The organism is Devosia equisanguinis (assembly GCF_900631955.1).
Taxonomy (GTDB): Bacteria; Pseudomonadota; Alphaproteobacteria; order Rhizobiales; family Devosiaceae; genus Devosia; species Devosia equisanguinis.
On the sequence record NZ_UZWD01000043.1, the window covers coordinates 62,314 to 75,704 of the forward strand.

Genomic DNA, 13,391 nt, shown 5'->3' on the forward strand with positions numbered 1-13,391 from the left:
GCCACACCCACCTGCCGTCACTCTCGGGTTCGATCCGAGTGCCCTTCATTTGCTGATCGCCCGTCAAGTGCAGAACCCTCGGGTCAAGCCCCAGGGTGACGGTCGATGGAGGAGGATGCCTCTACTCCACCGTCACCGATTTCGCCAGATTGCGGGGCTGATCGACGTCCGTGCCCATGAATACCGCCGTGTGGTAAGCTAGGAGCTGCACCGGAATAGTGGCGAGGATCGGCGCCACGAACGAGTGCACATGCGGGATTTCGATGATGTCGGCCACGCCGTGGCCGACGGTCTTGGCGCCCTCCGGGTCGGTGATCAGGATGATCTTGCCGCCGCGCGCCGCCACTTCCTGCATATTGGAGAGCGTCTTGTCGACCAGCTCGTCCGATGGCGCCACCACGATCACCGGCATGGCTTCGTCTACGAGGGCAATGGGGCCGTGCTTGAGTTCGCCGGCAGCATAGCCTTCGGCATGGATGTAGCTGATTTCCTTGAGCTTAAGCGCCCCTTCCATCGCCACCGGAAACATCGGTCCGCGGCCGAGATAGAGCACATCCTTGGCCTTGGAGAGACGCTTGGAAATGTCGACGATCTGCGCTTCCGCACCAAGTGCCGCTGACACTGCCGATGGCAGCGCAGTCAGCGCCTGGACCAGTTCGGTCTCCTGCTCGGCGCTGAGGGCGCCGCGCGCACGACCCGCGGCAATCGCCAGGCTTGCCAGCGCCGTAAGTTGTGCCGTCAAAGCCTTGGTCGATGCTACGCCGATTTCCGGGCCGCAGAGGATCGGAAACACCACGCTCGATTCACGTGCGATGGTGGATTCAATAGTATTGACTAGGCTCGCCACATGTTGGCCCTGCCCGGCGCAATAGCGCAAAGCGGCCAGCGTATCGGCGGTTTCGCCCGACTGGGATATGAACAGCGACAACCCGTTCTTTTCCAGCGGCGGCTCGCGGTAGCGGAACTCGCTGGCCACGTCGATATCGACCGGCAGACGGGCATAGCGCTCGAACCAGTATTTGGCGATGGCGCCGGCATAGTAGGCAGTGCCGCAGGCGCTGATCGTAAGACGCGACAAGTCGCCGAAGTCAAAGGGCAGCTTTTCGCGGATCGCGACCTTTTCAGCGCCCATATCCACATAGTGGCTGAGCGTGTGCGAGATGGTCTCGGGCTGCTCGTAGATTTCCTTGGCCATGAAATGGCGGTGATTGCCCTTGTCCACCATCAGCGCCGCCGTCTGCGACAGCAACTGCTCGCGCTGGACAAGTGCATCCTTGCCATCGCGGATGGTCACCCCCTTATGGGTGATCACCGCCCAATCACCGTCTTCCAGATAGGTCAGGCGCGAGGTGAACGGTGCCAGCGCCATGGCGTCGGAGCCGAGATACATTTCAGTCGTGCCATAGCCGATGGCCAGCGGCGCCCCGTGGCGGGCAGCAATGAGCAGGCTTTCTTCGCCCCGGAACAGGAAGGCCAGCGCAAAGGCACCCTTGAGTTTCTTGAGCGTCCGCGCCACCGCCAGTTCCGGATCGGCGCCGTTGTCCAGTTCACGCGTCACCCACAGCGCCACGGACTCGGTATCGGTCTGCGTCTTGGGCAGATAACCATCCGCAGCTAGATCCGCCAGGAGCTCGCGGAAATTCTCGATGATGCCGTTGTGGACAATTGCCACCTGATCCGTGGCATGCGGATGGGCATTGTTCTCGGTCGGCGCGCCGTGGGTCGCCCAGCGCGTGTGGCCAATGCCGATATTGCCGCCCAGCGGCTCGAAATTCAGCTTCTGTGCCAGATTGCCGAGCTTGCCTTCGGCCCGGCGCCGGGAAATGGCGCCCGCTTCCAGCGTCGCGACGCCGGCGCTGTCATAGCCGCGATATTCAAGCCGCTTCAGCGCGTCCACCAGCCGGCCGGCAACGGGCGCTTCGCCCACGATACCTACGATCCCGCACATATCCTATTTCCCTTTGGCTGCCTTCTTGGCCAATGCCCGCTCGCGCAGCTTCGGCGCATATCCGTCCTTGTTTTCCTGCCGCGCCCGGCCCAGGGCCAGCGCGTCGGCGGGAACATCCTCGGTTATGACGCTGCCCGAGGCCGTATAGGCACCATCGCCAATGCTTACCGGCGCCACCAATGAAGCATTGGAGCCGATGAAGACATTGTTGCCGATGATGGTCTTGTCCTTGTTCACGCCATCATAATTGCAGGTGATGGTCCCTGCCCCGATATTGGTCTTGGTGCCAATCTCGGCGTCGCCGAGATAGCTCAGGTGACCGGCTTTGGTGCCATCGCCGATCCGGGATTTCTTCACCTCGACGAAGTTACCCAGGTGCACATCCCTGCCGAGCTCGGCGCCAGCGCGAATGCGCGCGAAAGGGCCGATACTGGCCCCCTCCCCGATCACGGCATCCTCGATGTCACAAAAGGCGCGAATTTCGACCTTGTCGGCAATGCTTACGCCGGGCCCGAACACGACATTTGGGAAAATGGTGACGTCCTTGCCAATCTCGGTGTCCCATGAGAACCACACGGTCTTTGGATCGCGCAAGGTCACGCCGGCCTTCATGAAGTCCTCGCGCCGCACGTCCTGGAACAGCGCCTCGGCACGCGCCAACTGGCTGCGATCGTTGACACCCATGACATCGTTCTCGGGCGCCAAGCCATAACCGACCTTCTTGCCGGCCGAATTGGCGAGACCCACGAGATCGGTGAGATAGTACTCGCCTTGCGCGTTATTGGTTTCGACCTTGTCGATGAGGTCGCGGAACACCTCGGCCCGGAAAGCCAGGATACAGGCATTGCAAAGGCGAATGCGCCGCTCGTCCTCGGTGGCATCCTTGTGCTCGCGGATGGCAAGGAGCGTATCCCCGTCGGTGATAAAGCGGCCGTATCCAGTTGGGTCCTTGGGCTCGAAGCCAAGGATCGCAACATCAAGCCCGGCATCCAACCGATCGAGCACGGCGCGGAAATTGATGCCGCGCAGCAGCGGATGATCACCATAGACCACAGCGATATAGCCCTGCGCATCCTGATACACGGCATTGGCCATTGAGGCAGCATGCGCGGTACCCTTGGCCACGCTTTGCTCGAAATGCAGCACATTGGGTTCGAGCGCGGTGACGGCGTCACGGATCATCTGATGCCGGGGCCCCGTCACCAATGCAATGCGGCTGGACCCGGCTTCCCGCGCAGCGCGGGCGACATGGCCGATAATGGGCAGGCCACCGACAGGATGCAGCACTTTCGGCGTCGTCGACTTCATGCGGGTGCCTTCGCCCGCTGCCAGAATGATCGTGGTCAGGTCAGTCATGTCGGTCCCTTAGCATGCCTTCATGTCGACGGGCATTTTTGCGAATTTATGGCAGGCAAGAGTTGGCGAAATGACAACAAAAGCGGCACTGTGCAAAAGATGACACCGCGATTCGCGCGTGTCTTCGAAGGATTTATGCTTGGCGCGCGCATCGGAGCAATTCAGGCAGTCGGATGTCAGGCTTTGGGGCATGGTTGCTCTGGCCTGTGGCGGCTTGGCCGTGTTCGGCGCCAATGTCGCCGCGCTCCTGCCCAATTCCGTGCTGGGCGGCCTGCATCAGCCGCGGCTCGCCGGCACCGCATCAGTCGAATCGCTGCGCAGCCAAGTCGCCAGTCTGCGCGATGAAACAGTGCTGCTGCGGCGTGAAACCATGCTGCTGACCTCGCGCTTCGCCATCCAGGAGCAAAGCGGCAGTGATATCACGCGGCGCGTCGGCGCGCTCGAAGTGACCCTGCCGCGCGTACTCGAAGGCCTGCCCAATGGCGTGGCGGTGGACCGCTCCAACCTTACCGCCTCGGTCGACATGCCGGGAACGACCAGCTTTGATGCCGAAGGCGGCAGCGTGGTCGTGCGCCAGACGCCCTTGCCTGCATTGGTTAGTCCTGCGGCCGCCACCCAGCCTCTGCCGGCGCCGATCGACACGCAGACCGCCGCGACGCCAGTCGAGCAGACCATTTACGGCATTGCCCTGGGCGGCCCGGTGAGCCGGGCCGATGCCGCGGGGCAATGGAACGATCTCAGCCTCAAGATCGGGCCTTTGCTGATTGGGCTCGAGCCCAAGCTCGGCAACACCGACGCCGCTGGTGCGCAGCGCATTATCGCCGGGCCGATCGAGAATTTGAGCGACGCCAGAGTGCTCTGTGAACGGCTTGAACGCGTCTCCATCGCCTGCACCCCCACCAGTTTCAGTGGAACCGAGCTGAATCTGCTCTAGTTCTACCGCCAAGGCGGTTGACAGCCGGAGAAGTCCGGCTATGTTCCGCCGCGACGCCAAGAGCGTCCGAGACGGGCGCCGGTAGCTCAGTGGTAGAGCATTCGACTTTTAATCGAATGGTCGAGGGTTCGACCCCCTCCCGGCGTACCATCTTCCCTTCTCAGCCCACCAGACCCAGTTGCTGTGCCGCATGCAGGCGCGCATAGACGCCGTTGTGCTCGAGCAATTGCTGGTGCGGGCCCTGCTCCACTATGCCGTCCTCTGTCAGCACCACGATGCGGTGGGCATGTCGGATGGTGGCCAGGCGGTGGGCGATCACCAGCGTGGTGCGCCCATCCGAAAGCTCGGCGAGCGACTGCTGGATCGCTGCCTCCGTTGCCGTGTCGAGGGCTGAAGTCGCTTCATCCAAGATCAGGATCGGCGGATTCTTGAGGAAGATGCGCGCAATGGCGACGCGCTGCTTCTGTCCGCCCGAGAGCTTTACGCCGCGCTCGCCTACAATGGTGTCCAAACAGGCGGGAAGCCCGGCAACCACGTCTTCGAGCCGCGCGCGACGCACTGCGTCCATGATCGCCGCGTCGTCTGCTACGAGGTCGCCATAAGCGATATTGTCCCTGAGGCTACCGCCGAACAGGAAAACGTCCTGCTGCACCACCCCGATATGCCGGCGCAGCGACACCTGCGTCATGTCGGAGATATCGATGCCGTCAATGGTGATCCTGCCGGCGTCACGCTCGTAGAAGCGCGGCAACAGCGAGCAAAGTGTGGTCTTGCCTGCGCCCGACGGCCCGACAATGGCGATCGTCTCGCCGGCCTTGATATCGAGATTGACATTGCGCAGCACCGAGCGTCCGTCCTCATAGGAGAAAGAGACTTCGTCGAAACGAATGTCACCCTTCAGCCCGTTCACGGCGACAGCGCCGGGCTTGTCGGCAATGTCGGGATCGGTATCGATGAGGCGGCAGAACCGGGCAAAACCGGCAATGCCCTTTGGATAGCTCTCGAGCACGCTGGTGATCTTGTCGATCGGGCCGATAAACACTTCGACCAGCAGCAGGAAGCTGACGAAGCCGCCATAGCTGAGGTCGCCGCTGACCACCAGCCAGGCCCCCGCCATCATCACCACGAGCTGTACCAGGCGCGTCGACAGGAAGCTGATGGCGATGCTCGCCGTCATGATGGCATAGGCCTTGAGCTTGGTGGCGCGATAGGCCTGGTTGCTATCGGTGAAAAGCCCGGTCTCGTGCCGCTCATTGGCAAAGGCCTTGACCACACGGATACCGCCAATCGCCTCTTCCACCCGCACATTGAACTCACCGACCCGGCCGAACAATTCCTGCCAGTTGGTGGTCATGCGGGCGCCATAGCGCCCAACCAGCAGCGTCGCCACCGGCACCAGCATCGTGGTGATCATCGCCAGCTGCCAATTGGTCAGGAACATCAGCACAAAGGCGCCGATAAAAGTCATCACGGCGATGAAGACGTCCTCGGGGCCGTGATGGGCGACCTCCCCCACATCCTCGAGATCCTTTGTGACATGGGTGATGAGGTGGCCGGTCTTGTTGTTGTCGAAGAAGCGAAAGCTCAGCTTCTGCAGGTGCTCGAACACCTCCTGGCGCATATCGGTCTCGATCGACACACCGAGCACATGGCCAAAGTAATTGACCACCGCCTTGAGCACCGCGCTCGTAAGATAGACTGCCAGAAGCCCCGCGCCGGCAGCCATGATCAACGAATAATTCGATGTCGGCAGCAATTGGTCGATGACATAGGCGACGGCGAGCGGGAAAGCCAATTCCAACAGGCCGGCAATGACGGCGCAGCCAAAATCGAGGATGAAGAGCCCGGTATAAGGCCGATAATAGGAGAAAAAGCGCCGCAACATCATGTCAACCTGAACCAAACCTATGCGCGTGATTGCCCCCGCAATCCCCGCACGTATAAAACCCCACTCTCGTAGTCATGTTAATTATCAAAGGCAATGGCGGCGTGCCATCATCTTGACGCGAACCATGGGCACAGGCAGGCCAGTTCTCCCGAGCCGCCGCCGACAGGCCTATCCTGATGACCGATTCGACCCTCGACCCCGATCCCTATGCAGAACTCGACTTTCGCTCGGACGCAGGCGAGCTGTCGGAGGAATTCCGCAAGCCGGCCCGCATCCGCCGCCGAGCCCGGCTGGCATCAGCATTTCCGGTGCATCGCCGCACCTGGCCCAGGATAGTTCTGTGAGAATCGCGCGGGCTTCGTAATATCGCCCGCGAACGGCAGAAACGACCAAGGGGGCCGATGTGTCGCAGGATATGACCGACCTCATGAAAGTGCTGGCCGCCACCTTGCTGGTGTTCGGCGCCTCCACGCTGGCCATGCTTTATGTGATCTTCCTGTTCGCGCAATACGGCGCCAACCTGCCAATGGTCGGCGCGCTGCCGCTGACGGCGCCACCTGAACTCATCCCCTTGCTGGCTGAAAGCCAGATCTTTTCGACCCTCGCGGCCGTTCACGTCACGGCGACGGGCTTCGCCCTGCTGCTGACGAGCAATACCATCGACATGGCCCTGCTGATCGCGGCCAAGGCCGGAACAGTCATCATTACCGCCCTGCTCGGCTTTGCTGGCGGTCACATGATCTATTTGCAGCTGAACGAAAATACCCCGCTGGCCCTGGCGCCGCTGACGCCGGCCCTGATCGCCCTGGCCGGCTATCTGGTCCTCTCCAGCGTCCTCAGCGTCCACGCCATTCGCCGGCTGGGCAATTTGCGCTTGGTCATCGGTCTCGGCATGATCGTGCTCGGACCGCTGCTGATTATCTGGCTCTAACAGCAGCGAAAAGCTCCGGACATCAGGCGGATAGGGTTACCACCACCGCGCCGCGCGGCGTCGCTACCACGGTATGCTCATATTGCACGCACGGCGCGAGCGGCTCGGCGGTGAGCGTCCACTCGTCGTCTTCATGCATCTGCTCGGCCGAATGGCCTCCCAGCGACAGGAAAGGCTCGATGGTGAACACCAGACCATTGCCAATGCGGCGACGCTCGGAGCGATCCGGCCAGGTGGGGATTTCACCGGGCTCGTCATGCAGGCTGTCGCCCACGCCATGGCTGGCGAGGTTGCGGATCAGCGTATAGCCACCCTTCCGAGCCACCTTGCCGATGGCGTCGCCTATATCGGCCAGCGGCGCGCCGGCCTTGACCGCGCGGATGCCGGCCCACATCGCCTTTTTGCCGTCACGGCAGAGCGCTTCGAGCCGCTTGTCGCCCAATCCCAGCACGTAGGAGGCACCGCAATCAGCGAAAACGCCGTCTTTCTCGGCAGAAATGTCGATATTGACGAGGTCGCCTTCCACGAGCACGCGGTCGCCGGGAATGCCATGGGCGATCTCCTCGTTGACCGAAATACAAGTGTGGCCTGGGAAGTCGTAGGTGATGATCGGGGCCGAAAGCGCGCCGTTTTCGGCCAGGATTTTTGCTCCGATCTCATCCAGCTCCAGCGTCGTCATGCCCGGACGCATGGCCGCAGCCATGGCGTCGCGCGCCACGGCACAGATGCGGCCAATGGCCTTGAGTTTCTCGAGCTGCTCGTCAGTCGTGATAGTCAAGCGATCAGGCCTTGTTGGCGAGGTAGTAGTTGAGCAGGCCCTGGGTGGAGCTGTCATGCCCCTCACCGCTCGCCTGGCCCTGCACCTTGGGCAGCAGGGCCTTGGCCAACTGCTTGCCCAATTCCACGCCCCACTGGTCATAGGAATTGACGTTCCAGATCACGCCCTGCACGAACACCTTATGCTCGTAAAGCGCCACCAGCGACCCCAGCATTTCCGGGGTAAGCTTTTGATAGAACAGAGTATTCGAAGGACGGTTGCCGGGGAACACCTTGTGCGGTGCCAGCGCCTTAATCGCGTCCTTGGACAGGCCCTGCGCCTTGAGTTCCTCGACGACCTCATCCTCGGTCTTGCCCAGCATCAGGGCTTCGGACTGCGCCAGGACATTGGCCACCAGCTTGTCGTGATGTGGCGGCAGCTGCTCTTGCGGCTGCGCGGCGATGAGGAAATCGCAGGGGATGACATCGGTGCCCTGATGGATCAACTGATAGAAGGCGTGCTGGCCATTGGTGCCGGGCTCGCCCCAGACGATGGGACCAGTCGACCAGCCGACGGGCTTGCCATTAAGCGTCACAGACTTGCCGTTGCTCTCCATATCCTGCTGCTGCAGATAGGCAGGGAAACGGGAAAGGCGCTGGTCGTAAGGCAGTACGGCATGGGTCGAGAAGCCCCAGGCATTTCTGTACCAGACACCCAGCAAGCCCATGATAACAGGCAGGTTTTTTTCGAGCGGCGTTTCGAGGAAGTGCCGATCCAAGGCGTCGGCGCCGGCCAGGAATTTCGCAAAATTGTCGTAGCCGATGGCCAGCGCGACCGGCAGGCCGATAGCGGACCAGACGGAATAGCGGCCGCCGACCCAGTCCCAGAAGCCGAAAATCCGGTCTTCGCGGATGCCGAACTTGGCGCAGGCCTCGATATTGGTTGAGACGGCGGCGAAGTGATTGGGCACTGCTTCTTCGCCCAGCGCCGCCGAAAGCCAGGCGCGGGCGGAGTGCGCATTGGTCATCGTCTCGTCGGTGGTAAAGGTTTTCGAGGCGACGATGAACAGCGTCTTCTTGGGGTCAAGCCCTTGAAGCGTATCGTGAATATGCGCGCCATCGACATTGGACACATAGTGGGCGCGCAGATCGGGACGGGTATAGGGCGCCAGCGCCAGTGTGACCATGACCGGACCGAGGTCGGAGCCGCCAATGCCGATATTGACGATGTCGGTAAATTGCTCCCCGCCATGGCCGCGGATCTCGCCCGAGCGCACGGCATTGGTGTAATTCTCGATTGATTTCAGGACGTTACGGACATCGGGCATGACGTCCTGACCATCGACCTCGACCGGCTTGTCGCCCTGATAACGCAGCGCCATGTGCATGACAGCGCGGTTTTCGGTGATGTTGATGTGCTCGCCCTCGCACATCTGGCTGCGGCGTTCCTCGACTCCGGCGGCGCGCGCCAGATCGAAAAGCGCAGTCATTACTTCTTCGTCGATGCGGTTCTTCGAGTAATCCAGGAGGATGCCGGCGCCGCTGGCGGAAAAACGCTGGAAGCGATTGGGGTCTTCGGCGAAGAGCAGCCGCATCGGCTGGTCTTCCATGCTTTTGCGCAGCTTGCCGAGGGTCTCGAAGCCCGCCTTGCGTCCAGCCTTTGCCATTTACCTGACCTCACTATGAACGAATTCTGAACGAATTCCGAAATTGTGTTGCGTGCTACAGCGCCGCGATATCGCCGGCGGCCCAGGCGGCCCGCGTTTCTGCGGCAAAATCTGTCATGCGACCGGCCTCGATCGCCGCGCGGGCACCCGAAGTCAGCTCTTGATAATAGGCGAGATTGATCTGCGAAAGCACCATGGCCCCCAAAATCTCCTCTGCCTTAACGAGATGATGCAGATAGGCGCGGCTCCAGCGGCGGCAATTCGGATTGGGCGATGCCTCGTCCAATGGCCGGTGATCATCCCTATGCCGGGCATTTTTCAGATTGATGACGCCGAAGCGCGTATAGGCATGGCCGTGGCGGCCGGCGCGGGTGGGATGGACGCAGTCGAACATGTCGATGCCCCGCTCGATGCCACCAAGAATGTCGTCGGGCTTGCCCACGCCCATCAGATAGCGCGGCCGATCCTGCGGCAGTTCCGGCGTGACCTCGGATAGGACGCGGAACATCACCTCCTGCGGCTCGCCCACGGCGAGGCCACCCACGGCATAGCCATCGAAGCCGATGGATTTGAGGCCGGCAGCGGAGCGGGCGCGCAGTTCGGCATCGTCGCCACCCTGCACGATGCCGAATAGGGCACGATTGAGCTGGTTGTTGAAGGCGGTCTTGGACCGGTCGGCCCAGCGGATGGAGAGCTCCATGGCTCGTTCCATCTCCTTGCGCTCGGCCGGCAGCGAGATGCACTCGTCTAGCTGCATGATGATGTCGCTGTCGAGCAGCGTCTGGATCTCGATCGAGCGCTCGGGCGTCAGCTCATAGGACGAGCCATCGATATGGGATTTGAAGGTGACGCCCTTCTCGGTCAGCTTGCGCAGCTTGGCCAGCGACATGACCTGGAAACCGCCGCTATCGGTGAGAATGGGGCGTTGCCAATCCATGAAGTCGTGCAACCCGCCTAAAGAGGCGACCCGCTCGGCCCCGGGGCGCAGCATCAGGTGATAGGTATTGCCCAAGAGGATATCGGCGCCGGTCTCGCGGACCTGCTCGGGATACATGGCCTTGACCGTGCCGGCGGTGCCGACAGGCATGAAGGCGGGCGTGTTGATCTCACCACGCGGCGTGTCGATGCGACCACGGCGCGCCATGCCGTCCGTGGCGAGAAGGGAGAAATTGACGAGTTTCATGCGCGCGGTTCTAGCCAATTGCGCCCCGGTGGACAATGCGTCTCGCACAGCGAAGTCTCGTGGTCGATCCGATTTCCGCCACGGTTTGCACTAGAGGTTGTCCCATTCGGTTTTTTCAACTGCATGGTTTTGACATGATCCGCACATTGCTCCTCGCCGCCGTCCTCACCACAACAGCCTTGCCCGCCTTCGCGCAGGAGCATCAGGGCCACTGGTTCGGCGAGGGGGAGGGCAATATTACGGCCGACCTCACCCATGTCGAAAACGACATCTACAAGATCTCCATGTCGACCATCGTGCCCATCTCCGACCAGGGCGGCGGCTGTGCGGGCGGCATCGACGGCGAGGTGCTGCTCGACAAGAAGGGCGGCAATTTCTTCGTCGAGAACGAGGATTATGACCCCAAAGGTGAGAGCTCGCCGCTCAACGCACGCTATTGCGAAATCGGCCTGACCTTCAACGAAGACGGCACCCTGACCACGGAAGAGCGCTCCGGCTGCCTCTACTACCACGGCGCCGCCTGCGGCTTCTCCGGCACGCTTGAACACGACGCGGCCGGGCTGTAGGGACGCGATCTACGCGCGGTGCGCAGGCTTTGAGGGCGTGGCCACACACGAAGCGTCAGCCGCGGGCCTGACCCGATGGAGCCTTTTTGGGCGATCGACCGGTAAAGTGCAGAGCCCTCGGGTCTTCGCCCGAGGGTGACGGCTGGTGGGTGGGGTGGCAATGTGCGCTACCTTTGGGTCAAGCGCCCGGTATGCTAGAGGCGCACCATGACAGGTCAGACCATAGGCACCACCATGCACAGCACTCAGACAATTCCCCTGGCCCGTGGTGGAACGCTGGTGCTTGGGCGGCGGGCGCTGGTGATGGGGATCCTCAATGTCACGCCGGACAGTTTTTCCGATGGCGGGCGGCATGACCATGTCGCGGCGGCGGTGGCGCATGCGCGGCGCATGATCGCCGAGGGCGCCGATATCATCGATGTGGGCGGGGAAAGCACGAGGCCCGGGGCCGAGGTCGTGAGCGTGCAGGCGGAGCTGGATCGGGTGATCCCGGTAATCGAGGCCATCCGCGCCGCCGGGATGACCGCGCCGATCTCCATCGACACATACAAGCCCCTCGTCGCAGACCAGGCGCTGCAAGTGGGAGCCGACATTATCAACGACGTGCACGGCCTGCAGGGCGCGCCCGAAATGGCGCAGGTGGCGGCGCTGCATGACGCGCCTGTGATCGCCATGCACTGGGACAGAACCTGGACGGCTGAGACCGACATATTGCCGGCGATGACGGGCTATTTCCGCCGCACGCTGGAGATTGCGACGGCGGCCGGCGTGCCGGCCGAGCGCATAGTGTTGGACCCCGGCTTCGGCTTCAGTAAAACCCTGACTCAAAACTACAGCATCTTGCGGCAACTGACTGATTTGACTCGCGCCTTTGCCGAACAAGGCCTGCTGGTGGGCACGTCGCGCAAATCGATGATCGGCAAGCTCCTTGGCAACCAGCCGGACGAGCGGCTGCCGGGAACGCTGGCGACGACGGTGCAAGGCTATGAGCGCGGCGGGCATATCTTCCGCGTGCACGATGTGGCGGCCAATGTGGATGCGCTTCGCGTTGCCGAGGCCACGGTATATGGTCCGCCCGAACCAGCGGGGCAGACGCCATGACCACACCCTTCACCGGCGACCGGATCATTTTGAAAGATCTGGGCTTTTATGGATATCACGGCCTGTTCAGCGAAGAGGCAAAGCTGGGCCAGCGATTCTTCGTCGATCTCGAATGCGGCGTCGATCTCGGCGCGCCGGGCGAAACAGACGCGATCGGACACACGGTGTCCTATGCCGATATCTATGACGTGGTGAAAGCAACCTTTGAAGGCAAGCGCACCAAGCTGATCGAGGCGCTGGCGCAGAATATCGTCACCGCCCTGTTCGATTCCTTTGCCGATATCGACTGGATCGTCATCCGCGTCCGCAAGCCGGAAGCGCCGATCGCCATGGTGCGCGGAGAAGCGGCGATCGAGCTGCATCGCGCGAGGACGCACTGATGGCCAAAGCCTGGCTCAGCCTGGGCGCTAATATCGGCGACCCCAGCGCGCAGCTGGCCGAGGCGATAAGCCGGCTGGACGCGCATCCCGATATCACCGTTGTGGCCCAATCGCAGGTGATCCGCACCAAGGCCTGGGGCAAGACCGACCAGCCCGATTTCGCCAATATGGCGGCGGCGGTGGAAACGGCGCTGGAGCCCATCGACCTGTTGCATGTGGCGCTGGATATCGAGCGCGACATGGGCCGGGTGCGGCACGAGGTCTGGGGCCCCCGACTCATCGATATCGACATCATCGCTTATGAGCGGGTGGAAATGCAGACCGGCCGGCTCACCCTGCCCCACCCCTTCGCGCATCAACGCGACTTCGTGCTGGTGCCCCTGCGCGAAATCGCGCCGGATGTAGCGGCGTGGATCGAGGGGCGTGGATAGGGTTTTGCGGGGGTGCCGTGGCAGAGACGGGCGACCGGCGCACTGATGAATTTGGACATGTGTGGGTGGAAAGTGGCCTTCGGATCAAGTCCGAGGGCGGGATGTGCTTGTGGTGAGCATCGAGGAAAAGGCCTGGCGATGCTGGCTTGATAGTCCTCGAACACACCGACGTGCCTCCCTCCCCCTTGAGGGGAGGGATTGAGGGAGGGGGTCCATCAGTGAATCACTGAACCACCCCCCACCCCGGCCC

At 62.1% G+C, this 13,391-nt stretch carries 13 protein-coding genes and 1 tRNA gene; 8 read left to right on the plus strand and 6 right to left on the minus strand.

Annotation, left to right across the window (positions count from 1 at the left end; translation table 11 throughout):
- Positions 1–121: 121 nt before the first annotated feature.
- Together glmS and glmU are read right to left on the minus strand one after the other, a co-directional pair.
- Positions 122–1,948 (minus strand): glutamine--fructose-6-phosphate transaminase (isomerizing), encoded by a 1,827-nt coding sequence (glmS, locus tag DEVEQU_RS17490; protein WP_126151883.1) that lies wholly within the window; start codon positions 1,946–1,948, stop codon positions 122–124.
- A 3-nt stretch (positions 1,949–1,951) separates the two neighbouring features.
- Positions 1,952–3,304, minus strand: coding sequence for a bifunctional UDP-N-acetylglucosamine diphosphorylase/glucosamine-1-phosphate N-acetyltransferase GlmU (glmU, locus tag DEVEQU_RS17495; RefSeq protein ID WP_126151884.1), 1,353 nt, complete (start codon positions 3,302–3,304; stop codon positions 1,952–1,954).
- Between the two features lie 139 nt (positions 3,305–3,443).
- On the opposite strand from glmU, the gene DEVEQU_RS17500 reads away from it, so the two are divergent.
- Both DEVEQU_RS17500 and DEVEQU_RS17505 read left to right on the plus strand, forming a co-directional pair.
- Positions 3,444–4,238: a hypothetical protein gene (locus DEVEQU_RS17500; RefSeq protein ID WP_126151885.1), complete on the plus strand. Its 795-nt coding sequence runs from the start codon at positions 3,444–3,446 to the stop codon at positions 4,236–4,238.
- A 75-nt stretch (positions 4,239–4,313) separates the two neighbouring features.
- A tRNA-Lys gene (locus DEVEQU_RS17505) sits at positions 4,314–4,388 on the plus strand.
- Positions 4,389–4,398: 10 nt separating this feature from the next.
- On the opposite strand, the gene DEVEQU_RS17510 is transcribed toward DEVEQU_RS17505, so the two are convergent.
- On the minus strand, positions 4,399–6,123 hold the full coding sequence (locus tag DEVEQU_RS17510) for an ABC transporter ATP-binding protein (protein ID WP_126151886.1): 1,725 nt from the start codon (positions 6,121–6,123) through the stop codon (positions 4,399–4,401).
- 179 nt (positions 6,124–6,302) lie between these two features.
- On the opposite strand from DEVEQU_RS17510, the gene DEVEQU_RS19970 reads away from it, so the two are divergent.
- Complete coding sequence (locus DEVEQU_RS19970; protein WP_164550470.1) at positions 6,303–6,470, plus strand: hypothetical protein; 168 nt, start codon at positions 6,303–6,305, stop codon at positions 6,468–6,470.
- A gap of 59 nt (positions 6,471–6,529) precedes the next feature.
- Positions 6,530–7,057 carry a hypothetical protein gene (locus DEVEQU_RS17515; protein ID WP_126151887.1) on the plus strand — a complete coding sequence of 176 codons (528 nt, stop codon included), beginning with the start codon at positions 6,530–6,532 and terminating at the stop codon, positions 7,055–7,057.
- A 22-nt stretch (positions 7,058–7,079) separates the two neighbouring features.
- On the opposite strand, the gene map is transcribed toward DEVEQU_RS17515, so the two are convergent.
- From map to tgt, 3 genes are read right to left on the minus strand one after another with little or no spacing between them, the layout of a single operon-like run.
- Positions 7,080–7,835: a type I methionyl aminopeptidase gene (gene map / locus DEVEQU_RS17520; RefSeq protein ID WP_126151888.1), complete on the minus strand. Its 756-nt coding sequence runs from the start codon at positions 7,833–7,835 to the stop codon at positions 7,080–7,082.
- Positions 7,836–7,839: 4 nt separating this feature from the next.
- Positions 7,840–9,480, minus strand: coding sequence for a glucose-6-phosphate isomerase (gene pgi, locus DEVEQU_RS17525; protein WP_126151889.1), 1,641 nt, complete (start codon positions 9,478–9,480; stop codon positions 7,840–7,842).
- 55 nt (positions 9,481–9,535) lie between these two features.
- A complete protein-coding gene (gene tgt / locus DEVEQU_RS17530; RefSeq protein ID WP_126151890.1) occupies positions 9,536–10,663 on the minus strand; it encodes a tRNA guanosine(34) transglycosylase Tgt in 1,128 nt (375 codons plus the stop codon).
- A 134-nt stretch (positions 10,664–10,797) separates the two neighbouring features.
- Between tgt and DEVEQU_RS17535 the strand changes: the two genes are divergently transcribed.
- The 4 genes from DEVEQU_RS17535 (at position 10,798) to folK (ending at position 13,141) form a co-directional block, all read left to right on the plus strand.
- Positions 10,798–11,229 carry a hypothetical protein gene (locus DEVEQU_RS17535; RefSeq protein ID WP_126151891.1) on the plus strand — a complete coding sequence of 144 codons (432 nt, stop codon included), beginning with the start codon at positions 10,798–10,800 and terminating at the stop codon, positions 11,227–11,229.
- A 207-nt stretch (positions 11,230–11,436) separates the two neighbouring features.
- Positions 11,437–12,330, plus strand: coding sequence for a dihydropteroate synthase (folP, locus tag DEVEQU_RS17540; protein ID WP_223214282.1), 894 nt, complete (start codon positions 11,437–11,439; stop codon positions 12,328–12,330).
- Positions 12,327–12,710, plus strand: a complete 384-nt coding sequence (gene folB, locus DEVEQU_RS17545; protein ID WP_126151892.1) for a dihydroneopterin aldolase — start codon at positions 12,327–12,329, stop codon at positions 12,708–12,710. The genes folP and folB overlap by 4 nt, the downstream gene beginning before the upstream one ends.
- A complete protein-coding gene (gene folK / locus DEVEQU_RS17550; protein ID WP_126151893.1) occupies positions 12,710–13,141 on the plus strand; it encodes a 2-amino-4-hydroxy-6-hydroxymethyldihydropteridine diphosphokinase in 432 nt (143 codons plus the stop codon). The genes folB and folK overlap by 1 nt, the downstream gene beginning before the upstream one ends.
- Positions 13,142–13,391 lie beyond the last annotated feature (250 nt).